Source organism: Streptomyces sp. NPDC034111, assembly GCF_055575375.1.
On sequence record NZ_JBVIST010000021.1, the window covers coordinates 112,438 to 136,331 of the forward strand.

General features: G+C 71.7%; 18 protein-coding genes and 1 riboswitch. Of the genes, 10 read left to right on the plus strand and 8 right to left on the minus strand.

Features of this window, described 5'->3' with window-relative positions; all coding sequences use genetic code 11:
• Positions 1 to 75 precede the first annotated feature (75 nt).
• The 5 genes from ACZ55A_RS32065 to ACZ55A_RS32085 all read right to left on the minus strand — a co-directional run bounded on the left by ACZ55A_RS32065 (position 76) and on the right by ACZ55A_RS32085 (position 5,986).
• Positions 76 to 474, minus strand: coding sequence for a hypothetical protein (locus tag ACZ55A_RS32065; RefSeq protein ID WP_468847548.1), 399 nt, complete (start codon positions 472 to 474; stop codon positions 76 to 78).
• A gap of 266 nt (positions 475 to 740) precedes the next feature.
• A complete protein-coding gene (locus tag ACZ55A_RS32070; protein WP_468847550.1) occupies positions 741 to 1,415 on the minus strand; it encodes a DUF7342 family protein in 675 nt (224 codons plus the stop codon).
• Positions 1,412 to 3,124, minus strand: coding sequence for an ATP-binding protein (locus tag ACZ55A_RS32075; RefSeq protein WP_468847552.1), 1,713 nt, complete (start codon positions 3,122 to 3,124; stop codon positions 1,412 to 1,414). Before ACZ55A_RS32075 ends, ACZ55A_RS32070 begins: the two co-directional genes overlap by 4 nt.
• A 371-nt stretch (positions 3,125 to 3,495) precedes the next feature.
• Positions 3,496 to 4,494 carry a sucrase ferredoxin gene (locus tag ACZ55A_RS32080; protein WP_468847555.1) on the minus strand — a complete coding sequence of 333 codons (999 nt, stop codon included), beginning with the start codon at positions 4,492 to 4,494 and terminating at the stop codon, positions 3,496 to 3,498.
• A 244-nt stretch (positions 4,495 to 4,738) separates the two neighbouring features.
• Entirely contained in the window at positions 4,739 to 5,986 is a 1,248-nt protein-coding gene (locus ACZ55A_RS32085) for a citrate/2-methylcitrate synthase (RefSeq protein ID WP_468847557.1), read from the minus strand.
• A 111-nt stretch (positions 5,987 to 6,097) separates the two neighbouring features.
• Here ACZ55A_RS32085 and ACZ55A_RS32090 point away from each other — a divergent pair, with 111 nt between their 5' ends.
• Positions 6,098 to 7,267, plus strand: a complete 1,170-nt coding sequence (locus ACZ55A_RS32090; RefSeq protein ID WP_468847560.1) for a citrate synthase/methylcitrate synthase — start codon at positions 6,098 to 6,100, stop codon at positions 7,265 to 7,267.
• Positions 7,268 to 7,360: 93 nt separating this feature from the next.
• On the plus strand, positions 7,361 to 8,506 hold the full coding sequence (locus tag ACZ55A_RS32095; RefSeq protein ID WP_468847561.1) for a CobW family GTP-binding protein: 1,146 nt from the start codon (positions 7,361 to 7,363) through the stop codon (positions 8,504 to 8,506).
• Between the two features lie 62 nt (positions 8,507 to 8,568).
• On the opposite strand, the gene ACZ55A_RS32100 is transcribed toward ACZ55A_RS32095, so the two are convergent.
• A complete protein-coding gene (locus ACZ55A_RS32100) occupies positions 8,569 to 11,031 on the minus strand; it encodes a DNA gyrase/topoisomerase IV subunit A (protein ID WP_468847564.1) in 2,463 nt (820 codons plus the stop codon).
• A 304-nt stretch (positions 11,032 to 11,335) separates the two neighbouring features.
• Here ACZ55A_RS32100 and ACZ55A_RS32105 point away from each other — a divergent pair, with 304 nt between their 5' ends.
• The 4 genes from ACZ55A_RS32105 (at position 11,336) to ACZ55A_RS32120 (ending at position 16,149) form a co-directional block, all read left to right on the plus strand.
• Complete coding sequence (locus ACZ55A_RS32105) at positions 11,336 to 12,685, plus strand: M16 family metallopeptidase (RefSeq protein WP_468847623.1); 1,350 nt, start codon at positions 11,336 to 11,338, stop codon at positions 12,683 to 12,685.
• A 38-nt stretch (positions 12,686 to 12,723) separates the two neighbouring features.
• The gene (locus ACZ55A_RS32110) at positions 12,724 to 14,106 is read left to right on the plus strand and encodes a M16 family metallopeptidase (RefSeq protein WP_468847626.1); all 1,383 of its coding nucleotides are present in this window, start codon (positions 12,724 to 12,726) and stop codon (positions 14,104 to 14,106) included.
• 209 nt (positions 14,107 to 14,315) lie between these two features.
• Positions 14,316 to 14,472, plus strand: a riboswitch (cyclic di-AMP (ydaO/yuaA leader).
• A 12-nt stretch (positions 14,473 to 14,484) separates the two neighbouring features.
• A complete protein-coding gene (locus ACZ55A_RS32115; RefSeq protein WP_468847566.1) occupies positions 14,485 to 15,285 on the plus strand; it encodes a M23 family metallopeptidase in 801 nt (266 codons plus the stop codon).
• Positions 15,286 to 15,459: 174 nt separating this feature from the next.
• Positions 15,460 to 16,149, plus strand: a complete 690-nt coding sequence (locus ACZ55A_RS32120; protein ID WP_468847569.1) for a GntR family transcriptional regulator — start codon at positions 15,460 to 15,462, stop codon at positions 16,147 to 16,149.
• A gap of 313 nt (positions 16,150 to 16,462) precedes the next feature.
• On the opposite strand, the gene ACZ55A_RS32125 is transcribed toward ACZ55A_RS32120, so the two are convergent.
• Entirely contained in the window at positions 16,463 to 16,744 is a 282-nt protein-coding gene (locus ACZ55A_RS32125) for an HPr family phosphocarrier protein (RefSeq protein WP_468847572.1), read from the minus strand.
• A gap of 133 nt (positions 16,745 to 16,877) precedes the next feature.
• Here ACZ55A_RS32125 and ACZ55A_RS32130 point away from each other — a divergent pair, with 133 nt between their 5' ends.
• From ACZ55A_RS32130 to ACZ55A_RS32145, 4 genes are all read left to right on the plus strand, one after another.
• Positions 16,878 to 19,919, plus strand: a complete 3,042-nt coding sequence (locus ACZ55A_RS32130; protein ID WP_468847575.1) for a bifunctional acetate--CoA ligase family protein/GNAT family N-acetyltransferase — start codon at positions 16,878 to 16,880, stop codon at positions 19,917 to 19,919.
• A gap of 61 nt (positions 19,920 to 19,980) precedes the next feature.
• Complete coding sequence (locus tag ACZ55A_RS32135; protein WP_362918436.1) at positions 19,981 to 20,571, plus strand: DUF5998 family protein; 591 nt, start codon at positions 19,981 to 19,983, stop codon at positions 20,569 to 20,571.
• Positions 20,571 to 21,758, plus strand: a complete 1,188-nt coding sequence (locus tag ACZ55A_RS32140) for an alkaline phosphatase family protein (RefSeq protein WP_468847578.1) — start codon at positions 20,571 to 20,573, stop codon at positions 21,756 to 21,758. The genes ACZ55A_RS32135 and ACZ55A_RS32140 overlap by 1 nt, the downstream gene beginning before the upstream one ends.
• Before the next feature lie 109 nt (positions 21,759 to 21,867).
• The gene (locus tag ACZ55A_RS32145) at positions 21,868 to 22,572 is read left to right on the plus strand and encodes a thymidine kinase (protein WP_468847581.1); all 705 of its coding nucleotides are present in this window, start codon (positions 21,868 to 21,870) and stop codon (positions 22,570 to 22,572) included.
• Between the two features lie 330 nt (positions 22,573 to 22,902).
• Here the strand turns inward: ACZ55A_RS32145 and ACZ55A_RS32150 are convergent, their stop codons facing one another.
• Entirely contained in the window at positions 22,903 to 23,688 is a 786-nt protein-coding gene (locus ACZ55A_RS32150; RefSeq protein WP_468847584.1) for a VOC family protein, read from the minus strand.
• Positions 23,689 to 23,894 lie beyond the last annotated feature (206 nt).

The following is a 23,894-nucleotide window of genomic DNA, read 5'->3' on the forward strand; positions in this document are numbered from 1 at the left end:
CTGATCGCCTGCCCGTACGCCGAGGCGGCCCCCGGCTGGAGAGTGGAGCCGGGAGCCGCCGGTGTGCCGGAACGATCAGCCGTCGTCAGCCGGGGCCTTGGGGAAGTCGAAGGTCTTCACCGTCTTGCCGTCGTGCTTGTAGACGACCTTGGGCGTGGCGTCGGCCTGCGCCGCGGGCTTCGGGAAGGTCAGCGTGTACGTCCCGTTCGGGTCCATCTGGCTCTGCACCGGACCGGGCTTGTCGCGGTACATCACACCCGCGACGCCGTGCTCGGAATCCTCGACGCTGGCGGTCTCGGTGTTGGCGTCCAGCGTGACGGTGTCGCCGTTACCGACCTTGACCTCCTTGACGTAGTCCGTGGGCATGGCGAACGCCGTGCCGGCCGGAAGGGCGAGCGCGGTGCCGGTCACCGCGACGGCGAGGGCGGTGCGCAGGCCGCGCTTGGACCGCCGGGCGGATGGCATGGCCTTCATGGGCATGATTGCTCCTTTGCGGAAGCGTGTGGCGTCCGAGACCACTCGGACCTGGTCGGGGCGCTGGAAGGCGCCACGCCCCGCAAGTTAGTCAGCCCCTGTTGCGGCCGTCCCGAGGTCTTGTTTCAGGCGTATCGCGATCATTGCTCAGGCCTGTCACACTCGCCGGAGACAGGCTCTGACCTGGTGTTTGCCTCGTGGTGGGCACGTCGTCGGTGCCGGGCACGGCCGCTGCACTGCCGTTCCGAGTGCGGTACGGGCACGCCTCAGACCCAGTGGTAGCGGTGCTCCGGGCGGCCGGTCTCGCCGTACTTGAGGGTGAGGCGCACCCGGCCCGCGCGTTCCAGAAGCTTGAGGTAGCGCTGGGCCGTCTGCCGGCTCAACCCCGCCTGGACAGCGACGTCCTGTGCCGACAGCGGAGTGTCCGCGGAACGCAGTACCGCGCGCACACGGTCGGCGGTGGCGGTGGAGTGTCCTTTGGGCAGCTCCGCCGGACCGGCGTTGGCGGCGCCCAACGCCCCGAAGATCCGGTCCACTTCCGACTGCTCCGCCTGCCCGCCACCCGCGAACGTACGGTGCAGCGCCGCATAGCCCTCCAACTTGGAGCGCAGGCCCGCGAAGGTGAACGGCTTGACCAGGTATTGCAGTGCGCCATGACGCATCGCCGCCTGGACGGTGGCGATGTCGCGGGCCGCCGTCACCATGATCACGTCGGTGAGCAGACCGCGTCGCCGCAGGTCGGCGACGAGCTGGAGCCCTGTTCTGTCAGGCAGGTAGTGGTCCAGAAGGATCAGATCGACCGGGTGCGTCTCAAGGGCTGCAAGGGCTTCACCGGCGCTGTGGGCGAGGCAACTGACCCGGAAACCCTGGACCTTGGTGACGTATGCCGCGTTGATCCGGGCCACCTGCACATCGTCGTCCACGACCAGCACGTCGATCATCGCCCGGCCTCCGTGGTGTCTCCGGCGCGGCGAGCGTCCTCGGTCGCGTCGGCGGCCTGTCCGGTGGCGCAGCAGCCGACCGTCGCTTCTCCGAGGGGCGCTTCCGCCGGTCCGTGCAGCTCCTCGGACAGCGCGTCGGGGACCGTCACGGTGAACACCGCACCGCCACCGGGGCGTTCGGCCACCTCGGCGCCGCCCCCGTAGCGCTCGGCGAGCCTCCGTACGAGGGCCAGGCCGATGCCTCGCTTCCCGTGGGCGGGCGGTTCCTTGGTCGTCCAGCCCTCGGTGAAGATTTCCGCGCGCCGTTCCGGGGGGACGCCCGGCCCGTTGTCGCTGACGGTCACGACGGCCGTCCGACCCTCGGTGCGGACCTGCACCTCCACCTGGGCGTCGCGCTCACCGGAGGTGGCGTCCAGGGCGTTGTCGATGAGGTTGCCCAGAACGGTGACCAGGCTGTGCGGGTCGACGAGGCGGTCGGGCAGCCGGGTATCGGGCGCGATGCGCAGGGAGGCGCCCCGTTCGGTGGCGACGGTGGCCTTGCCCACCAGGAGGGCGGCCAGCAGCGGATCGTGGATGCGCTCGGTGACCTGCTCCGCGGTCGCCCGGTGGACGCCCACGGCCTGCGTCACAAACTCCACGGCCTCTTCGTGCAGGCCCAGTTCGAGCAGGCCCAGGAGCGTGTGCAGCCGGTTGGCGTGCTCGTGGTCCTGGGCGCGCAGGGCGTCGATCAGGCCGCGGGTGCCGTCCAGTTCGCGGCCCAGCCGCTCCAGTTCGGTGCGGTCGCGCAAGGTGACCACGGCGCCCCCGTCGTCGGTGGGCATCCGGTTCGCGACCAGCACCCGGTGTCCACTGACGGCGAGCAGGTCCGCCCCGGAAACACGGCCGGCCAGTACGTCGGTGGTACGGCCCGGTGGAAGGGCGGCGTCCAGGGGACGGCCGGTGTCCTCGGCGCGCAGGTCGAGGAGGCGCTGCGCCTCGTCGTTCATCAGGCGGATCCGGCCGCGTCCGTCCAGGGCGAGGAACCCCTCACGGATGCCGTGCAGCATCGCCTCCCGCTCGGCGAGCAGCGCGGAGATGTCGGAGAAGGCCAGGTCATGGGTGCGGCGCTGGAGGCGGCGGGAGACGAGATAGGCGGCGATTGCGCCCACGGCGAGCGCTCCGCCCGCATAGGCGAGCAGCTGGGGAACGGTGGAGAGCAGCCGTTGCTGCACGCTCTCGTAGGCGATGCCGACCGAGACGGCGCCGATGACCTTGCCGGTCTCGTCGCGCAGCGGGACCTTGCCGCGCGCCGAGCGGCCGAGGGTGCCCTCGTCGATCTGCATGACCTCCTGGCCGGAGAGTGCGGCACTGGGATCGGTGGAGACGTGGTGGCCGATCTCGTCCGGGTCGGTGTGGGACCAGCGCACCCCGCGCTTGTCCATGATCACCACGTACTCGGCACCGGTGGCGGCGCGGATCCGTTCGGCCTCGTTCTGCACGGGGCCGTGGCGGGACGGGCGGGAGGACTCCAGGGCGTCGTCGAGGCGTGACTCGGCGGCGGTGGTCTGGGCGATGGCGAGCGCCCGGCGCATGGCCTGGTCGTCGAGCTGTGCGCTGAGCGGGGCGAGGAACAGCCCGGTGGCCAGCGCGGTGACGCCGGTGGCGATCGCCAGCTGCACCATCAGCACCTGGGAGAACACCCGTCGCGGCCAGCCCAGCCGCGGTCGCATCAGGCGCGCTCTGGGGGCCGCGCCAGCGGTCGGTGGGGAGGCGGGAAACGGCGGGGGACCCGAGGACCTGTCGGCGCTCGGGCGCGGAATCGACGCTTCCTTCTCGCCCATACGAACGAACAGTAAGCGCCGCTGTGGCCGCGTCGGTAATACCTGAGCGGGCGAATTCGAAGGGTGTCCGCGCGATGACGCGTAGCGCGGTCGGGGACGGCTGGGGAGTGCCGCGAGGAGTTATCCACAGGCCTTTCGGTCGCGGATTGTGCGCACTTAATCTCGCAGAGTGATGTTCGTCCGGCGGGGCTGGGGCTGGCGCAGGTCAGAGCTCGGCCGGACGGGCGCGCGGAACGGAGCAGAGAGCGCAGACAGGGGGATCAGCAATGGACTTTTTCCGGAGCAAGGTGGGGGACACCATCGCCGGCGGTGATGGAGGCGACCGCCATCCGCGCGGGCGGACCGAGGGGGGCGCCGCAGCTGGCGGGCGCCGGGGCGCCGTCGGTTCGCTCTTCGACGGTCACGCGCCAGGTGCGGCCGTCGGAGTGCGCGACGGTCACGGCCCACGCGGGCGAGCCTTGTGCAACGGCGCGGCGGCCGGTCGCAGGGCCGTCGGCCGGCAGCGATGCGGGCGGTACCCGGTCGGTCCTGATGACGTCGAGTGCGTCCGCGCGGTCCTCCCCGATCAGCTCGCGGACCGCGAGGTCCGCGGCCTGGGCCGGGCGGTCCCATGCCGAGCGGCCGCGGCAGCGGTCGAGGGCGATCCGGCCCTCGCGAGCCGACACCACGGCGTCCTTGACCAGGTGGGCGGAGGAGCGGCCATAGGCGTAGCCGTAGGGGAGGACGAAGAGGGTGGGGGAGAAGCGGTGGCCGCCGATGTGGGTGACTTCCCACGCCTCGGTTCCGGCGGCGGCGAGTTCGGCGGCGAGCGGACGGCCGAGGAGGGCGCAGCACCGGTCCCGCTTGCCGTTGGTGCACACGAGGGCCAGCGGCTCACCGGTGTACGGCTCCCAGAGGCCGTGGTGCTCGCCCGCTCCGAGGGCGGTGAAGTTCAGTCCGAGGGCCGCCGCCGGGTCGGTGACGGTGGTCGTACGGATCCAGGAGCGTCCCGGGGCGGTGTGGGCGAGGAACAGGCGGCGTCGGGAGACGCCATGGCGGTCGGCGTGGCGGCCCGGCCTGCGGATGAGGGCGATGCGGACGCCGGTGCCCTCCGCCGCGGCTTCCAGAGCCCGGCCGAGGGCAGGGTCGAGATGACTGTCCGTCAACGCGTGGGCTCCCCACGGCCCGGTTTGCTCGATGAGCAGCCAGGTCCGTGCGGTGGCCGCGGTGCCGGCGAGGGGTTCGGCCGTTTCACGGGAGGCGGTGGCGCAGAGACTCACATAGGTGAGCCTAACCTCATCTGGTGGCAGTCGGTTGCCCGGTGGGGCGTCCGTGGCCGGGGGCCGTACGTAAATGGCCGAGTCGGGGCGGGGCTGTGGCCGTACGACTACGCCTGGGGCCCGGGCACGCCAGGCCAGGCCAGCTGGCCGGACGTCGCGGGCGGTCGGTCCCGGCCCCCTTCAGGTCCGCGCGCGGGCCAGAGCACTCCAACAGCCTGGCGCCGTGCCCGCGGCGGCCCGTCCCTCAGGGCAGTGGCTGGGGTGGGCGAGGGCCGGCGTACTGGCCGCTGGGGCGCATGCGGAGGGGTGGTTCGCCGTACTCCTCCAGGGCGTGGGCGATCCAGCCGGCGGTACGGGCGAGGGCGAATACGGTCTCTCCCGCCTCGGCCGGCATTCCCGTCGCGACCGTAAGGACGGCCAGGGCGAGGTCGACGTTGGCGTGCAGTTCGGTGTGCCGGGCGGTGGTGGTGATCACGTCGCGGGCGGCCTGGAGGGCGGGGCGGGCCTGAGGTACGTCCTCCAGGAGCCCGAAGAGGGCGCGGGCCCGCGGATCCTCACCCGGGTAGAGGCGGTGTCCCAGGCCGGGGACCCGGCGGCCGGCCCGCAGATGGTCGGCGACGACGGCGGCCGCGCTGCCCCGGTCCAGCACCTCCAGCAGCATGCGGTGGGCGAGTCCGCTCGCCGCTCCGTGCAGCGCGCCGTCCAGCGCCCCGAAGCCGGCCGAGACGATCGCGTACGGGTGGCCGCGTGCGGAGGCGGCGACCCGGACCGCGAGTGTCGACGCGGCGAGGTCATGGTCGATGAGCAGGACGAGCGCGGCGTCCAGGACACGGAGGGAGGGTGCGTCGGCCGGCTCGGGGGTCAGGCGCGACCAGAGGCGCGGGGCGAGCGAGTCGGCGGGGTGCTGCTCGGGAGCCTGGGCCGGTAGGGCGTCGACGAGGGTCGGGATCAGGCTGCGGGCGGTGTCGAGGACGGTTCCCTCGGACAGGTCGAAGCGCAGCGGGTCGGCGGCCGCCGCGGCGATCACGGCGACCCGCAGCCGGTCCATGGGGCCGCTGTGGGCGGGCAGCGCCGCCACGGCGTGGCGAGCCGCGGCGAGGGCGTCCTGTGGGGCGGTGAAGCGGATGCCGCGGCGCATCTCACCGGTCCACAGCCACTCGGCGACCTCCTCGTAGCTGTAGTGGGCAGCGAGCTGTGAGGTGTCGACGCCGCGGAAGTAGCAGTGGTCGCGGTCGATCAGCGTGATACCGGTGCGCACCGCCAACTCGCCGCTGGAGCCGGACGGTTCGCGCCGGCCGCCGCGGCGGGCCAGTGCCTCGACCTCCTGGGCGTCGAAGGTGCTGCCCCGGCCGCCCTGCTCGCGACGGCTGGTGAGCTGGCCGCGGCTGACGTACGCGTACACCGTCTCGGGCTTCACGCCGAGCCGGTCGGCCGCCTCCCGGGTGCTCAGTCGCCGCCCGCCCGGGTCCTGCGCCGTGTCTTGATCCGCCATGAGACCACCGTATCCAAACCTATACACATTGATTCAATCAACATTGACGAGCTTTGAGTCAATCATAGATAGTCGAATCAATATCCACGAAGGCAGGACAGGAGATCCGCCATGCCGATTGCCGAGGCGAACGCACCTCTCGACGCACCCCGCGGGCTTGCCGGCGTCATCGTCACCGAGACCCGACTGGGCGACGTCCGGGGCCGCGAGGGCTTTTACCACTACCGCCAGTACTCCGCCGTCGAGCTGGCCATGAACCGCAGCTTCGAGGACGTCTGGTACCTGATGTTCCACGGTGAACTCCCGGACGCCGCACGGCTCGCGGCCTTCCGGGCCGAGACCGCCGCGCTGCGCACCCTGCCCGACGCCGTGCGCGACGCACTGCCCGCCCTCGCCCACGCCGGTGCGCTCGCCGGCCCGCTGGCCGGGCTGCGTACCGCGCTCTCGCTGCTCGGTGCGACGTCCGGCTTCCGGCCGCTGTACGACATCGACGCCGACCGGCGACGGGCCGACGCGCTCGCCGCCTGCGCGGCCGTACCGACCCTGCTCACCGCGCTGCACCGGCTCGGCCAGGGACAGCAGCCCATCGAGCCGCGCGCGGACCTCGGCCACGCCGCCAACTACCTCTACATGCTCACCGGCGCAGAGCCCGAGCCGGAGCAGGTCCGGGCGATCGAGGCCTATCTGATCTCCACCATCGACCACGGCTTCAACGCCTCGACCTTCACCGCCCGCGTCATCACCTCCACCGGTGCCGACCTCGCGGCCTGTCTCGTCGGCGCCATCGGCGCGCTCTCCGGGCCCCTGCACGGCGGCGCGCCAAGCCGCGCACTGGACACCCTCGACGCCATCGGCAGCCCCGACCGCATAGACGCCTGGGTCCGCGACAGCGTGTTGCGCGGCGACCGGATCATGGGCTTCGGCCACCCCGTCTACCGCACCGTGGACCCGCGTTCGCGGATGCTGCGCGGTATCGCCGAGGGTTTCGGCGGCCCGCTGGTGGAGTTCGCGGTCCGGGTGGAGGAGCGGGTCGAGGCGCTGCTGGCCGAGCTCAAGCCGGGCCGTGAGCTGCACATCAATGTGGAGTTCTACGCGGGCGTCGTCATGGAGCTGTGCGGACTGCCGCGGGAGATGTTCACGCCCACCTTCTGCGCGGCCCGGGTCGTCGGCTGGAGCGCCAACGTCCTGGAACAGGCCGAGGATTCAAAGATCATCCGCCCGTCGGCCCGCTACGTAGGCCCGCCCCCGCCGCAGCCGGTCCCGGCCGTGGCGCCGCGCTAGCGGCCGGACCCGTGGTGCCGGCGGTCCGTTACGATCGACAGCTCGTCCGCCGCCGGGCCACGCGGCCCGCCACCCGCACCATGGAGGCGTCCTTTGGTCAGGCAACAGATCCCGGTCGTCGTGCTCGCGGGCTTCCTCGGATCGGGCAAGACCACCCTCCTCAACCATCTGCTCAGCGCCGGTGACGGGACCCGTATCGGGGCGATCGTCAATGACTTCGGCAGCATCGAGATCGATGCCATGACCGTCGCCGGTCAGGTCGACTCGATGGTCTCGCTCGGCAACGGATGTCTGTGCTGCGCGGTCGACACCAGCGAACTGGACACGTATCTGGAGCGGCTGGCCCGCCCCGCCGCCCGTATCGACGTGATCGTCATCGAGGCCAGCGGGCTTGCCGAGCCTCAGGAACTCATCCGGATGATCCTCGCCAGCGACAACGACCGGATCGTCTACGGCGGTCTGATCGAGGTCGTGGACGCCGCCGAGTTCGACAGCACCCGGGACCGGCACCCCGAACTGGACCGGCATGTGGGCATCGCCGACATCGTGGTACTCAACAAGGCCGACCGGATCGATGACGCGGCGCGGCAGGCCCTGATGGACACCCTCGCGGATCTCGCGCCCGGCCGGCCGGTGATCTGTACGGCGTACGGGCGGGTCGACCCCGAGCTGTTCTTCGACCGTGGAGCGGGGGAGGACCGCGAGGCGCCCGTACGCCAGCTCTCCTTCGAGGACCTCTTGCGGGAGGCCGCGGCGAACGAGGCCCCCGCCCCGCACGCCGACGGCCACCACCGTGACGGCCACCACTACGACGACCACCACTGCGACGGCGACTGCGGCGACCCGGACCACGCCGGCCACGCGGGCCATCTCCACGCCGCCTACCAGAGCGTCGAGTTCACCTCGTCCGAGCCGATGCACCCGCGCCGGCTCATGGACTTCCTCGACAGCCGTCCGGCCGGTCTCTACCGCATCAAGGGGTTCGTCCACTTCGACGTCCCGGAGAACCGCCAGAGGTTCACGCTGCACGCCGTCGGCGACTTCCTGCGCTTCTACCCCGAGCCCTGGCCGAAGGGCGAGGAGCGGTGCACCCAGCTCGTCATGATCGGCAGCGGTATCGACGCCCCGGCGCTGCGCAAGGAGCTGGACGACTGCCGGGAGACCGGACCGTCGGAGGCCGATGTGAACAGCATGTGGGGCGTGCTGCGGTACGTGCCCGCCGCCGGCGAGGACAACTGACGCCGCCGGTCCGGCTCTTCACCGGTCCGACGGCGTCCGTCACCTCTGCATCAGCGCGGCGGCTACACCGGCCCCGCCAGCGCGGCCACCGGCTTCATCAGCGGCACGCCCGAGCCGTCCCGCCGCGGATCCACCTCCGGCAGGGCGACCGGGGTGCCCTTGGCATCGGCGGCCCGCACCGGCGCCGGACCGGCCCACGCCTGGGTCAGGCAGTCCTCGCCCTTCAGGAACCGCTGGCAGCGCACACCACCGGTCGCCCGGCCCTTGCGCGGATACTGGTCGAACGGGGTGAGCTTGGCCGTCGCCACCGAGTCGTCGAGCGTGCCGTGTGAACCGGCGACCGTGAAGACCATGGCCTCGGAGGCCGGATCGACCGCCGAGAACGAGATCACCTTCACGCCCTCGCCGAGCTTGATGCCCGCCATACCGCCCGCCGGCCGGCCCTGTGGCCGCACCTGCGACGCCGGATAGCGCAGCAACTGCGCCTCGGACGTGATGAAGACCAGGTCCTCCTCACCGGTGCGCAGCTCGGCCGCGCCCACGATGCGGTCGCCCTCCTTGAGGGTGATGACCTCCAACTCCTCCTTGTTGGACGGGTAGTCGGGCACCACTCTCTTGACCACGCCCTGCTCCGTCCCGAGCGCCAGGCCCGGTGAGGACTCGTCCAGCGTCGTCAGACAGACCAGCTCCTCGCCGTCCTCCAGCGTCAGGAACTCCGAGAGCAGCGCACCCCCCGAGAGGTTGGGCGCCGCCGCGGTCTCCGGGAGCTGCGGCAGATCGATCACCGACAGGCGCAGCAGCCGGCCCAGGGACGTCACCGCGCCCACCTCGCCGCGGGTCGTCGCCGGCACCGCCGAGACGATCACATCGTGCTTGACGCGCTTGGCGTCGACGTCGAAGGGCAGCTCGCCGGTGACCGTACGGGCCAGCCGGCCCGTCGAGGACAGCAGCACCCGGCACGGGTCGTCGGCGACCTCCAGCGGCACCGCCCCGACCGACGTGCCCGCCGACTCCAGCAGGACCGTCCGCCGGTCCGTGCCGTACTTCTTCGCGACCGCGGCCAGCTCGCCGGAGACCAGCTTGCGCAGCTCGGCGTCCGACTCCAGGATCCGGGTCAGCTTCTCGATCTCCTCCTGGAGGCGGTCGCGCTCCGACTCCAGCTCGATCCGGTCGAACTTGGTCAGCCGGCGCAGCGGGGTGTCGAGGATGTACTGCGTCTGGATGTCGCTCAGCGAGAAGCGCTCGATCAGCCGCTCCTTGGCCTGTGCGCTGTTCTCGCTGGAGCGGATCAGCCGGATCACCTCGTCGATGTCCAGCAGGGCCGTCAGCAGGCCCTCGACCAGGTGGAGCCGGTCACGCCGCTTGGTGCGCCGGAACTCGCTGCGCCGGCGGACCACCTCGAAGCGGTGGTCGACATAGACCTCCAGCAGCTCCTTGAGGCCCAGCGTCAGCGGCTGGCCGTCCACCAGCGCCACGTTGTTGATGCCGAAGGACTCCTCCATCGGCGTGAGCTTGTAGAGCTGCTCCAGCACGGCCTCGGGGTTGAAGCCGTTCTTGACCTCGATCACCAGCCGCAGCCCGTGCTCGCGGTCGGTGAGGTCCTTGACGTCCGCGATGCCCTGGAGCTTCTTCGAGCCGACCAGGTCCTTGATCTTGGAGATGACCTTCTCGGGGCCGACGGTGAAGGGGAGTTCGGTGACGACCAGACCCTTGCGGCGGGCGGTGACGTTCTCCACCGTGACCGTCGCGCGGATCTTGAACGTGCCGCGGCCCTTCTCGTACGCGTCCCGTACGCCGCCGAGGCCCACGATCCGGCCGCCGGTCGGCAGGTCGGGACCCGGCACGAAGCGCATCAGGGTGTCGAGATCGGCGTTGGGGTGCTTGATGAGATGACGCGCCGCGGCGATCACCTCGCCCAGATTGTGCGGCGGCATGTTCGTCGCCATACCGACGGCGATGCCGGAGGCGCCGTTGACCAGGAGGTTCGGGTAAGCCGCCGGGAGGGCGGCCGGCTCCTTCTCCTGGCCGTCGTAGTTCGGTGCGAAGTCGACGGTGTCCTCGTCGATGGACTCGGTCATCAGCGACGTCGCGGACGCCATCCGGCACTCGGTGTAACGCATGGCGGCGGGCGGGTCGTCATTGCCCAGCGAGCCGAAGTTGCCGTGCCCGTCCACCAGCGGCACCCGCATCGAGAACGGCTGCGCCATGCGCACCAGCGCGTCGTAGATGGACGCGTCGCCGTGCGGGTGGAGCTTACCCATCACCTCGCCGACGACCCGGGCGCACTTGACGTAGCCGCGGTCGGGCCGCAGGCCCATCTCGTTCATCTGGTAAAGGATGCGGCGGTGCACCGGCTTGAGGCCGTCGCGGGCGTCCGGCAGGGCGCGCGAGTAGATGACCGAATACGCGTACTCGAGGAAGGACCCCTGCATCTCGTCGACGACGTCGATGTCGAGGATCCTCTCCTCGAAGTCTCCCCCGGAGGTACCCCCGGGCGGTGGGGTCTTCGTGCTGCGGCGGGCCATCGCGGCTGCGGCTCCTTCTGCTGCGTCTACTGCCGATGTCGGGATAGGACGTCAGGGCGACGTCGGTCAATCAGTCGGGTCGATCAGCTGGGGGATCAACCGGCGGGTATCTCTGAGTCTGACGCGGACCATTGTGGACCTCCCCACTGACAACGCCCACCGCGACTCCCCTTTCACCGTCCTCGGCGGGCCGGCAGGGGCGCACGCCGGGCGTCCGCGCGCACGAGAACTTCGCCAGATGCCGATGCGGTTGCATACAGTGACAGAACTTCCTCGCAAGCGGATCGAAGGGACGTACATGCCCATGGGTCACACGGCCACAGAACAAGCCGGCTCCGGCGGCCTGACAGCAACCGAGCACCGGCTGGCCAACGGCCTGCGCGTGGTGCTCTCGGAGGACCACCTGACCCCCGTCGCAGCGGTCTGCCTGTGGTACGACGTCGGCTCCCGCCACGAGGTCAAGGGCCGTACCGGCCTGGCTCACCTCTTCGAGCACCTGATGTTCCAGGGCTCCGCCCAGGTGACGGGCAACGGCCACTTCGAGCTGGTCCAGGGCGCCGGCGGTTCGCTCAACGGCACCACGAGCTTCGAGCGCACCAACTACTTCGAGACCATGCCCGCCCATGAGCTGGAGCTCGCGCTCTGGCTGGAGGCGGACCGGATGGGCTCGCTGCTGACCGCGCTCGACGACGAGTCGCTGGAGAACCAGCGCGACGTCGTCAAGAACGAGCGCCGCCAGCGCTACGACAACGTCCCCTACGGCACGGCCTTCGAGAAGCTGACGGCCATGGCCTACCCGGAGGGCCACCCGTACCACCACACGCCCATCGGGTCGATGGCCGACCTGGACGCCGCCTCCCTGGAGGACGCCCGGGCCTTCTTCCGTACGTACTACGCGCCCAACAACGCCGTCCTGTCGGTCGTCGGCGACATCGACCCCGCACAGACGCTGGCCTGGATCGAGAAGTACTTCGGTTCGATCCCCTCGCACGACGGCAAGCAGCCGCCCCGCGACGGCACGCTGCCCGAGGTCATCGGCGGCGAACTGCGCGAGGTCGTCGAGGAGGATGTGCCCTCCCGCGCCCTGATGGCGGCCTACCGCCTGCCGCACGACGGCACCCGTGAGGCGGACGCCGCGGACCTGGCGCTGACCGTCCTGGGCGGCGGTGAGTCCTCCCGGCTGTACAACCGGCTGGTGCGCCGCGACCGCAGCGCGGTGACCGCCGGCTTCGGCCTGCTGCGGCTGGCCGGCGCGCCCTCACTGGGCTGGCTGGACGTGAAGACCTCCGGCGGGGTGGCGGTCCCCGACATCGAGCGCGCGGTCGACGAGGAGCTGGCCCGCTTCGCCGCCGAGGGCCCGACCCCGGAGGAGATGGAGCGCGCACAGGCCCAGCTGGAGCGCGAGTGGCTGGACCGGCTGGCCACGGTCAGCGGCCGCGCCGACGAACTGTGCCGTTTCGCCGTCCTGTTCGGTGACCCGCAGCTCGCCCTGACCGCCGTGCAGCGCGTCCTGGACATCACCCCCGAGGAGGTGCAGGCGGTCGCCCAGGCCCGGCTGCGCCCCGACAACCGCGCGGTGCTGGTCTACGAGCCCACGGAAACCGCTGAGCCCACCGACGCCGCCGACACCGAGGAAGGGGAGGCGGACCAGTGAGCGACGCCACGACCCGCGCAGACTCCGCGATGAGCACCATGGACTTCCACCCCCAGCCCCGGGGGGGCGCGCCCAAGCCGTGGGCCTTCCCGGCCCCGGAGCGCAGCCAACTGCCCAACGGGCTCACGCTGCTGACCAGTCACCGCCCCGGCCAGCAGGTCGTCGCCGTCGAGATCAACCTCGTCGCCCCGCTGGACGCCGAGCCCGAGGGCCTGGACGGCGTCGCCACGATCATGGCGCGCGCCCTGTCCGAGGGCACCGACAAGCACGACGCCGAGGGGTTCGCCGCCGAGCTGGAGCGCTGCGGCGCCACCCTGGACGCGCACGCCGACCACCCCGGCGTACGGGTCTCCCTGGAGGTCCCGGCCTCCCGGCTGACCCGGGCGCTCGGCCTGCTCGCCGACGCGCTGCGCGCCCCCGCCTTCCCGGACAGCGAGGTCGAGCGGCTGGTGCGCAACCGCCTCGACGAGATCCCGCACGAGCTCGCCAACCCGGCCCGGCGCGCCGCCATGGCGCTGTCCAAGGAGCTGTTTCCGGCCACGTCCCGGATGTCGCGTCCCCGGCAGGGCACCGAGGAGACCGTCGCCCGTATCGACGCCGCGGCCGTCCGGGCCTTCTACGCCGCCCATGTCCGGCCCGCCACGGCCACCGCGGTCATCGTCGGTGACTTCACCGGCGTCGACCTGGACGCGGCGCTCGCCGGCACCCTCGGCGCCTGGAGCGGCTCCACGGCCGAGCCGCTGAAGGCCGCGCCGATCACCGCCGACGACACCGGCCGGGTGGTGATCGTGGACCGCCCCGGCGCCGTCCAGACGCAGCTGCTCATCGGCCGCATCGGCGCCGACCGGCACGACCGGGTCTGGCCGGGCCAGGTCCTCGGCACGTACTGCCTGGGCGGCACCCTCACCTCCCGTCTGGACCGCGTGCTGCGGGAGGAGAAGGGCTACACCTACGGGGTGCGCGCCTTCGGTCAGGTATTGCGCTCCACCGCCCCCTCGTCCCCCGAGGGGGCCACGGGCGCCGCGCTGCTGGCCATCAGCGGCTCGGTCGACACCGCCTCCACGGTCCCCGCCCTGGACGACCTCTGGAAGGTGCTGCGGACCCTCGCGGCAGAGGGGCTGACGGACGACGAGCGGGATGTCGCCGTACAGAACCTCGTCGGGGTCGCGCCGCTCAAGTACGAGACCGCGGCGGCCGTCGCCGGCACGCTCGCCGACCAGGTGGAGCAGCAGCTACCGGACGACTTCCAGGCGCAGTTGTACGCCCGGCTCGCGGAGACCGGCACGGTCGAGGCGACCGCGGCGGTGGTCAACGCCTTCCCGGTGGACCGGCTGGTGACGGTCCTGGTCGGGGACGCCGCGCAGATCGCCGAGCCCGTCAGGTCGCTGGGCATCGGCGAGGTGACGGTCGTCAGCGGCTAGCACCTTCACTTGACGGCAAGTCAGTTACGCATGCGGATCCCGTGGCGCCCGCCCGCCACGGGATCCGCCGTATGTCCGTTTTATGGCGGCTGGTTGCGGCGGTTCTTGTGGCATCCCGCACAAAAAACCGGTTCTGTTTGCCGATTGAAAGTTGCCCCGTTTAGCGTCGGTCCGGCTGTTCGTCACAAGTCCGCCACAACAGTGGCACCGGACAGTCATCGCCGAGTCCCCGTACGGCGCGAGCCAGGGGAGCCGGGGACCCACACGTCCCTTGGGGTGAATCGGACTCCTCTCCGGAGGAGCCCGTAGGAGACCTTCCTGCTCCGAACCCGTCAGCTAACCCGGTAGGCGAGAAGGAAGGAAAGGACCAGCCAGTACATGGCGTTCATCCGTGCCACCGGGAAGCACCGCGGTGCGAGCCGCTCCGCTCGCTCCACCCGCAAGATCGCCGGCATAGCCGGCCTGGCGGCCTCCGGCGTGGTCGCCTCCGTGGCCTCGCCGGCGCTGGCCGCCACGGACCAGGCGCCCGTACACGACACCGGTCTCCAGCGGGCCGTGGTCCTCGGCGACGAGGCCGCCGACCGCCTCGAGGCCCAGGCCGACGCACAGCAGGCCGCCGCCGAGGCCGCCGCCGCGAAGGCGAAGGCCGAGGCCCTTGCCAAGAAGCAGGCCGACGAGGCCAAGCGGCGCGCCGAGGCCGCCCGGAAGAAGGCCAAGGCCGAGCGCGAGGCCAAGGAGCGCGCGGCCCGCGAGGCCGAGCGCAAGCGCCTCAACGCCTTCGTCGCCCCGATCGCCGGCTCCTACGTCTCCACCGGCTACAAGGCCTCCAGCAGCCTGTGGTCCTCCGGCAGCCACACCGGCATCGACTTCCACGCCGCCTCCGGCACCTCGGTCCACGCCGTGGGCGCGGGCACCGTCGTCGAGGCCGGCTGGGGCGGCGCGTACGGCAACAACGTCGTGATCAAGATGCACGACGGTACGTACACCCAGTACGGCCACCTGTCGTCCATCGGCGTCTCGGTCGGCCAGACCGTCACACCGGGCGAGCAGATCGGCCTCTCCGGCGCCACCGGCAACGTCACAGGCCCGCATCTGCACTTCGAGGCCCGCACCACGCCGGACTACGGCTCGGACATCGACCCGACCGCCTATCTGCGCTCGCACGGCGTCAACGTCTGACGGACCGCACGCCGCACCCGCCGCACCGGATCGCCCGATGACGGACCCGTGCGCTGGCCAAAATATATCCATGAATAACAGGAGTCCGTCGGAAAAGCCGTCCCGGTCGAATAGAGTCACGGAAATGCCGCCAACCGGCGGCGTTTCCAGGGGATTACGGCGGAGGCACGGACGATGCGAGGCCATATTTCCGCGCATGCAGTGTGCACGGCGATTCGCGAGGACATTGTCTCCGGTGCACTGGCGCCGGGGAGCCGGCTGATCGAGGAGATCCTGGCGGCGCGTTACGGCGTCTCCAGAGTCCCGGTCCGCGAAGCGCTGCGCACCCTGCAGTCGGAGGGCTTTGTCACCACCCGCCACCACGCGGGCGCGTGCGTCGCCGAGCCCACCGAGCAGGAGGCCGCCGACCTCCTCGACATCCGCGCCCTGCTGGAGCCGCTGGGCGCGGCCCGCGCCGCCGCCCGCCGCAGCCCGGCCCATCTGAAGGTGCTGCGCGGACTGGTGCGGCTCGGGCGCGAGCGGGCCCGCCACGGCAACCCCGCGGACCTGCGCCAACTGGACGGCTGGTTCCACGAGACGCTCGCCCAGGCGGCCGGCAGTCCCAGCCTGACCGCGCTGCTGACCCAGCTGCGGCGCAAGATCGAGTGGATGTATGCCGTGGAGCCCCCGGCCCGGTCCGGCGAGTCGTGGGACGAACACGGCGCGGTGCTGGACGCGGTGGCCCGGGGGGACGCGGAACGGGCCCGTGCCCTGATGGCGGCCCACATCGAGCGCTCCCTCCCGGTGTACCGGCTGCGGCGCCCCGCCGAGCCCGAGGTGAGCGATCCGAAACGGTCCGTCAACACGGCGCGCGCCCGCTCTTAACAATCGCCCCGTATACAAAGGGGTGCGGGGCGCGGAATGCATTTGCCCAGTGGTGGGCCGATGTCTCGTATCGCGTCGGATTTCCGGCCTGCGCTGCCGCGCCTCATCGCGCGCCTATTCGCGCGTCTATTTACGGTGCCTATTTGTGTGCCCATTTTCCGCTACCACGCCTGAGCGCCGGACGGTGCGCGCCTTTTCTTTCCCGGTGTGCGGAAATCGCCCAACAGCGCAGAACGGCCCCGACGCGGCGACCGTCTCCCGGTCACCGCGGCGGGGCCGCCGCATGCTGCAAGAGGTCCTTGCGGACCAGGGCTCAGACGGTCTCGGGGAGCTCCTCAAGACCCTCGGCGACGAGCTTCGCCAGGCGGTCGAGCGCGGCCTCGGCGCCCTCGGCGTCGGAGGCCAGCACGATTTCCTCGCCACCCTGGGCGCCCAGGCCCAGGACCGCGAGCATGGAGGCCGCGTTGACAGGGGTGCCATCAGCCTTGGCGATCGTCATCGGGACGCCGGAGGCGGTGGCCGCACGGACGAAGATCGACGCGGGGCGGGCGTGCAGGCCCTCGGCCCAACCGACATTGACGCGGCGCTCTGCCATGGTGTTGCCCTTCAAAGTCGTGACAGTTGTCTAGACCAGTCTCTCACGCTGCCGGGAGTGCTCAAGAAGCCTCCGACTGACCCCGAGCGTACGCGTACGGGCCGTTGTCAGTGCCCGGTCGTACGCTGTCCGCATGCAGAAGCCGCCGGACCACGCGTACCCGACCCACTGGGAAGCCGACGTGGTGCTGCGCGACGGCGGCACGGCGCGGATCCGCCCCATCACCCCCGACGACGCGGAGCGGCTGGTCTCCTTCTACGAACAGGTCTCGGACGAGTCGAAGTACTACCGCTTCTTCGCGCCCTACCCCCGCCTGTCCGACCGCGACGTGCACCGCTTCACCCACCACGACTACGTCGACCGGGTCGGGCTCGCCGCCACGGTGGGCGGCGAGTTCATCGCCACGGTCCGCTACGACCGGATCAACGACCAGGGGCTCCCTGCCAAGAACCCCGAGGACGACCAGGCAGAGGTCGCCTTCCTCGTCCAGGACGCCCACCAGGGCCGCGGAGTCGCCTCCGCGCTCCTGGAGCACATCGCGGCCGTCGCCCGTGAGCGCGGCATCCGGCGGTTCGCCGCCGAGGTGCTGCCCGCCAACTCCAAGATGATCAAGGTCTTCACGGACGCCGGCTACACCCACAAGCGCACCTTCGAAGACGGCGTGGTCCGGCTGGAGTTCGACCTCGAACCCACCGAGCAGTCCATGGCCGTGATGCGCGGCCGCGAGCAGCGCGCCGAGGCCCGCTCCGTCCAGCGCCTGCTCGCCCCCGGCTCGGTCGCCGTCATCGGAACCGGCCGCGCCCCCGGAGGCATCGGCCGTACCGCCCTGCGCAACGTCCTCGACTCCGGCTTCACGGGGCGGGTGCACGCCGTCAACCACGCCTTCCCCGACGACCTGCGGCGGCTCGAACCCGAAGGGGTACCCGCCGTCCGCGCCCTGCGGGAGATCCCCGAGCCGGTCGACCTCGCGGTGATCGCCGTTCCCGCGGCGAGCGTCCCCGACGTGGTCCGCGACTGCGGCGAACACGGCGTCCAGGGCCTGCTCATCCTGTCCTCCGGATATGCCGAGGCGGGCCCCGAGGGCCGGGAACGGCAGCGTGAGCTGCTGCGCCAGGCCCGCTCGTACGGCATGCGGCTCATCGGGCCGAACGCCTTCGGGCTGATCAACACCGCGCGCGACGTCCGGCTCAACGCCTCCCTCGCCCCCCGGATGCCCGGCGCCGGCCATATCGGCCTGTTCACCCAGTCCGGCGCCATCGGCATCGCCCTGCTCAGCGGGCTGCATGCGCGCGGCCCCGGCGACGGCGGCATCGCCGGTATCTCCTCCTTCGTCTCGGCCGGCAACCGCGCCGATGTCTCCGGCAACGACCTGCTCCAGTACTGGTACGACGACCGGGACACCGATGTCGTGATCCTCTATCTGGAGTCCATCGGCAATCCGCGCAAGTTCGCCCGGCTCGCCCGCCGTACCGCCGCGGTCAAGCCGGTCGTGGTCGCACGGGGCGCCCGGCACAACGGCACCGCCCCGCCCGGCCATGCCGTGCCCACGGTCCGGGTCCCCGACAGCACGGTCGCCGCCCTGATGCGCCAGGCCGGGGTGATCCGGGTCGACACGGTCACCGAACTGATCGACGCCGGGCTGCTGCTGGCCTCCCAGCCGCTGCCGACCGGTCCGCGCATCGCCATCCTCGGCAACTCCGAATCGCTGGCGCTGCTCGCCTACGACGCCTGTCTCACCGAGCGGCTGCGTCCGCTGCGCCCCCGTGTGCTGGCCTCGGCGGCGACGCCGGAGGACTTCCGCGCCGCGCTCGCCGAGACGCTGGCCGCTGACGGCTGCGATGCCGTGATCGTCACGGCCATTCCCTGGGTGGGGGAGCAGGACGGCGTCTCCCCGGGCGGCACCGAGGGCACCGCGCTGGCGGCCGCCCTGCGCAACGCGGCCGCGGCCCATCCACACAAGCCGGTCACCGTCGTCCACCTGGCGATGGACGACCTCGCCGAGACGCTCGCCGCACCGGCCCCCGCCGAGCACGATGCCCAGCACGACCCCGAGCACCGGGACGGCGCTCCCTCGGCCCCCGCCCCCCAGGACGCCCCCTCGGCCCCACCGAATCCGTCCACCCCATCGAACCCGTCCACCCCACCGATCCCTCCCTTCCCGCCGAACCCCCCGCACCGGACGGCCCCCGCGCGCCCCCCGATCCCCCCGAGCCCGCCCCCTTCCGCACGTCAGGCGCCTCCGGCCGGGGACACCGAGGCCGCCGCCGCCCCGCCCCGGCGCCGGAGCGACCCCCTCCGCATCCCCGCCTACCCCGCCGCCGAACGTGCCGTCCGTGCACTCGCCGAGGCGGTCCGCTACGCCGCCTGGCGCCGCGAGGCCGCCGAGCCCGGCCGGGTGCCCGAGTACGACGACATCCAGGAGGCGGCGGCCGGCGCGGACATCGAGCGTCTCCTCGACCGGCTCGCCTCGGATACCCCCAGCGGCCGCTCCGTCCCGGTGCCCGGCGAGGACGCCGAGGCACTGCTGGCCCGCTACGGCATCCACACCCTCCCGGCCCTCCCGGCCCCGGATCCGGACGCCGCCGTGCGCGCCGCGGCCCGCCTCGGCTATCCGGTCGCCCTCAAGACCACCGCTCCCCACCTACGGCACCGACCGGACCTCGGCGGGGTCCGCCTGGACATCCCCGGCGAGGCCGAACTCCGTCGCACATACACCGAATTGACCGACTTCCTCGGCTCGCCCGCGGAGCTGCGCCCGGTCGTCCAGGCGATGGTGCCGCGGGGCGTCGACACGGTCATCCGGGCCGCCATCGACCCCGCAGCGGGCGCGGTCCTCTCCTTCGGTCTGGCCGGCGCCCCCTCCCAACTGCTCGGCGATGTCGCCCACCGCCTCATCCCCGCAACGGACCGTGACGTCACCGAACAGATCCGCTCGATCCGGGCCGCTCCGCTGCTGTTCGGCTGGCGCGGCTCCCAGCCCGTGGACACCGCAGCGCTGGCGGAACTGCTGCTGCGGGTCTCCCGGCTCGTCGACGATCACCCCGAAGTGGTGGGGGTCGACCTCGAACCGGTCGTCGTCTCCCCGCACGGCCTCTCGGTCCTGGGCGCCGCCGTCCGGCTGGCCAGGGCCCCCGCCACCACCGACCTGGGCCCCCGCCGCCTGCCCGCCTACTAGCGGCCCCCACCTCGCCCCCACTGGGCCCGTACCCCCCGGCCGGGCCCGTAGGATGGACCCCATGGCTAAGACCGGTACGACGACCCAGGGGCTGCGCGCGGCGATCGAGCGCAGTGGCTACTACCCGACGCTCGTGGCCGAGGCGGTGCAGGCGGCGGTCGGCGGCGAGCCGGTGGTGTCGTACCTCGTGCATCAGGAGACGACCTTCGATGCCAACGAGGTCCGCCGCCACGTCACGGTCCTGGTCCTGACCGGCACCCGCTTCATCGTCAGCCACACCGACGAGCAGGCCGCCGACGCCACCTCCCCCTCCCCGTACGCCACCACCTCCACCGAGTCCGTCAAGCTGGGCCGGATCTCCTCCGTGGTCCTCAGCCGCGTGGTCGCCAACCCCGAGTCGTACACCCCGGGTCAGCTGCCCCGCGAGGTCGTGCTGACCATCGGCTGGGGCGCCGTCGCCCGGCTGGACCTGGAGCCCGCCGCCTGCGGTGACCCCAACTGCGAGGCGGACCACGGCTACACCGGTTCCTCCACCGCTGACGACCTCTCGCTGCGGGTCAGTGAGGCCGGCGACGGCCCCGACTCGGTACGCGAGACGCTCGCCTTCGCCCAGGCACTCTCCGAGGCCACCGCGGCCACCACTCCCCGCTGATGGTCGACATCGCCGCCTGGCCGGAACCCGCACCGCTCGACCCGCTCGACGCCCCGGTGCCCCGCTACGGCACCGCCTCGCTCGCCGAACTGCTGCCCACCATCGCCGCGGGTCTCGGCGTGCCCGGCCTTACCACCGGCATGGAGCTGGCCCCGGCCGACCGGGCCTGCGTCTTCCTGATCGACGGCCTCGGCTGGGAGCTGCTGCGTGCCCACCCGGAGGAGGCGCCGTTCCTCACCTCGCTCCTGGGCACGTCGTTCAACGGCAGCGGCCGCCCGCTCACCGCGGGATTCCCCTCCACGACCGCCACCTCCCTCGCCTCGGTCGGCACCGGACTGCCGCCGGGCGCCCACGGCCTGCCCGGATACACCTGCGAGGACCCGGCCACCGGCACGTTGATGAACCAGCTGCGCTGGTATCCGTGGACCGACCCGTACGTCTGGCAGCCGTACCCGACGGTCTTCCAGCTCGCGCACGCGGCCGGCGTCCACACCTGTCAGGTCTCCGCACCGAACTTCGAACAGACCCCGCTCACCAAGGTCGCGCTCAGCGGCGGCACCTTCCACGGCCGGCTCTCCGGCGAGGAGCGGATGGACCTCGCCGCGGAGCAGCTTGCCGCCGGAGACCGTTCGCTGGTCTACACGTACTACTCCGAGGTCGACGGCAAGGGGCACCGCTACGGCGTCGACTCCGATGCCTGGCGCGGCCAGTTGATGTACGTCGACCGGCTTGCCCAGCGGCTGGCCGAACAGCTTCCGCCGCGCAGCGCGCTCTACATCACCGCCGACCACGGCATGATCGACATCCCCTTCGGCCCCGAGTCCCGGATCGACTTCGACGAGGACTGGGAACTGCGCGCCGGCGTACGCCTGTTGGGCGGCGAGGGCCGGGCCCGGCATGTGTACGCCCACCGGGGCGCGGCCGCCGATGTGCTCGCCGTATGGCGCGAGGTGGTCGGCGAGCAGATGTGGGTCGCCAGTCGCGACGAGGCCATCGCGGCAGGGTGGTTCGGGCCGCAGGTCGACGACCGGGTGCGGGCCCGGATCGGTGATGTCGTGGCCGCCGCACACGCGGATATGGTGATCATCGCGACCGAACAGGAGCCCCGCGAATCGGAGATGGTCGGGATGCACGGTTCGATGACGCCCATCGAGCAGCTGGTGCCGCTCCTGGAAGTCCGCACCTGACGGTAGTCCGTCCTACCCTCCCCGTACGCCCGAGACGCCCGACGGCCTCCCCGTGGGCGCCGTCCGCTGCAATGCCGCCGACTCCGACGCGAAAGGCCATCCCTCACCCATGTCCGCATTGGTATTTTTCTCCGGAACCATGGATTGCGGGAAGAGTACTCTGGCGCTACAGATCGAGCACAACCGGTCGGCCCGTGGCCTCCAAGGCGTGATCTTCACTCGTGACGACCGGGCGGGCGAGGGCCGGCTCTCCTCACGGCTCGGCCTGGTCACCGATGCCGTCGAGGCCGACGAGGGGATGGACCTCTACGCCTACGTCGTCGACCACCTCTCCCAGGGCGGCCGGGCCGACTACGTGATCGTGGACGAGGCCCAGTTCCTCGCCCCCGCGCAGATAGACCAGCTCGCGCGGATCGTCGACGATCTCGAACTGGACGTCTTCGCGTTCGGCATCACCACCGACTTCCGGACCCATCTGTTCCCGGGCTCCCGGCGCCTGATCGAGCTGGCCGACCGCGTCGAGTCGCTTCAGGTGGAAGCGCTGTGCTGGTGCGGCGCCCGGGCCACGCACAACGCCCGTACGGTGGGCGGGGAGATGGTGGTCGAGGGCGCCCAGGTGGTGGTGGGCGACGTCAACCAGGCGTGCGACGAGGTGGGTTACGAAGTTCTCTGCCGTCGCCACCACCGCCGCAGGATGACCAGCGCCACGGCCCGCGCCGGCGCACTGTCGCCGGACGTCCTGCCTATGTCATCACCCGAGGCTTCCGCCCGGCCGGACGGCCACCACGACGAGATGACCGCCCGTCAGAAGTAGCGAAACGGTGCCGCCACCGAGGAGCTCGGCGGAAAGGGCGCTGCCCCCAGCGGCGCGAGGAACCCCGCTCGCACCGCATGCGTCCCCCTCGCCATGACGCCCTCTCACCTCCTGTTGCAGAGGCCCGACCACAGCGATCTCGACGCAATGGTGGAGCTGCATACCCGGGCCCGCACCGCGTACTACCGGACCGGCGGGCTGTCCGCGTCGGACATCGATCCTCCCGATGGAGTGGCGCGCCGGCGAGAGGCGTGGGCGCGCGCCCTCAACTCCCCTGCAAAGCCGACTACGTCCGCATGCGGCTCGTTGTGGGCGCGGAGGCGGACGTGCTCAGTTCGGCTCGATGACGGTGAAGACCGCGCCCTCGGTGTCGGTGACCGTCGCCAGGCGCCCGTGGTGGGAGTCGTGGGCGGGGTGCAGTACCCGGCCGCCCAGTTCGGTGACCCGGCGGGCGGCGGCATCGGTGCTGGGGACGGCGAAGTACGTCATCCAGTGGGAGCCGCGGTCGCGGGGGAGGGCGTTGCCCACGCCGTGGATGCCGGCCACCGCACGGCCCTTGAGGAGCAGCGTCAGATAGTCGAGGTCCGCCGGGCCGTCCGCACCCAGGGGTTCCGCCTCGAAGCCGAAGACATGCTCGTAGAACGGGCCTACGGAGTCGGTGTCCTGGGTGACCAGCTCGTTCCACACCGGCGTCCCGGGATCCCCGGTGATCGCGGTGCCCATCATCGACCTGCCCTGCCAGATGCCGAAGATCGCGCCCTGCGGGTCCGAGCCGATCGCCATCCGGCCCGTGTCATCGTCCGCGTCCAGCGGCCCGACGCCCACCGTCCCGCCGCAGCAACGAATCTGCTCGGCGGTCACATCGGCGTCGTCGCTGGCCAGATAGGTGGTCCAGGCGACCGGCAGATTACGGTCAGGTGCCAGCTCACCGACCCCGGCGACCTCCCGGCCGTCGAGGAAGGCCCGGGCGTACGGACCGAAATGCTGCGGTCCCGGACGGAACTCCCAGCCGAACAGCGCGCCGTAGAACTCCTGCGTCGCGGACAGGCTGTGGGCCAGGAGGCTCACCCAGCAGGGCGCGCCGGGCATCCGCCGAGTCGCGGCCTCGGTCGTCATCGTCACTTTCTCCTCGGAGCGTCGGGGTGCTGACCATGTGCGGTACGTGCGGTACGGGCGCAGGTCCCGTGCAGATGCTCGCACCCTGTGTGCCGGTGTGCGCCCCGGCCGCGCCGTCCACGGCGCGTTCACGAGGGAGAATATCCGTTTTGGTATTTCCCATCCTTTTCGGCGGTGTTGCGACAGGGCGCAACTGCGTCATACGG

Excerpts from the sequence above, each read along its gene's own strand:
- ACZ55A_RS32065 (WP_468847548.1), bottom strand. The coding sequence starts at position 474 with ATGAAGGCCATGCCATCCGCCCGGCGGTCCAAGCGCGGCCTGCGCACC.
- ACZ55A_RS32070 (WP_468847550.1), bottom strand. The coding sequence starts at position 1,415 with ATGATCGACGTGCTGGTCGTGGACGACGATGTGCAGGTGGCCCGGATC.
- ACZ55A_RS32075 (WP_468847552.1), bottom strand. The coding sequence starts at position 3,124 with ATGCGACCGCGGCTGGGCTGGCCGCGACGGGTGTTCTCCCAGGTGCTG.
- ACZ55A_RS32085 (WP_468847557.1), bottom strand. The coding sequence starts at position 5,986 with ATGGCGGATCAAGACACGGCGCAGGACCCGGGCGGGCGGCGACTGAGC.
- ACZ55A_RS32090 (WP_468847560.1), top strand. The coding sequence starts at position 6,098 with ATGCCGATTGCCGAGGCGAACGCACCTCTCGACGCACCCCGCGGGCTT.
- ACZ55A_RS32100 (WP_468847564.1), bottom strand. The coding sequence starts at position 11,031 with ATGGCCCGCCGCAGCACGAAGACCCCACCGCCCGGGGGTACCTCCGGG.
- ACZ55A_RS32105 (WP_468847623.1), top strand. The coding sequence starts at position 11,336 with ATGGGTCACACGGCCACAGAACAAGCCGGCTCCGGCGGCCTGACAGCA.
- ACZ55A_RS32110 (WP_468847626.1), top strand. The coding sequence starts at position 12,724 with ATGGACTTCCACCCCCAGCCCCGGGGGGGCGCGCCCAAGCCGTGGGCC.
- ACZ55A_RS32115 (WP_468847566.1), top strand. The coding sequence starts at position 14,485 with ATGGCGTTCATCCGTGCCACCGGGAAGCACCGCGGTGCGAGCCGCTCC.
- ACZ55A_RS32120 (WP_468847569.1), top strand. The coding sequence starts at position 15,460 with ATGCGAGGCCATATTTCCGCGCATGCAGTGTGCACGGCGATTCGCGAG.
- ACZ55A_RS32125 (WP_468847572.1), bottom strand. The coding sequence starts at position 16,744 with ATGGCAGAGCGCCGCGTCAATGTCGGTTGGGCCGAGGGCCTGCACGCC.
- ACZ55A_RS32130 (WP_468847575.1), top strand. The coding sequence starts at position 16,878 with ATGCAGAAGCCGCCGGACCACGCGTACCCGACCCACTGGGAAGCCGAC.
- ACZ55A_RS32135 (WP_362918436.1), top strand. The coding sequence starts at position 19,981 with ATGGCTAAGACCGGTACGACGACCCAGGGGCTGCGCGCGGCGATCGAG.
- ACZ55A_RS32140 (WP_468847578.1), top strand. The coding sequence starts at position 20,571 with ATGGTCGACATCGCCGCCTGGCCGGAACCCGCACCGCTCGACCCGCTC.
- ACZ55A_RS32145 (WP_468847581.1), top strand. The coding sequence starts at position 21,868 with ATGTCCGCATTGGTATTTTTCTCCGGAACCATGGATTGCGGGAAGAGT.
- ACZ55A_RS32150 (WP_468847584.1), bottom strand. The coding sequence starts at position 23,688 with ATGACGACCGAGGCCGCGACTCGGCGGATGCCCGGCGCGCCCTGCTGG.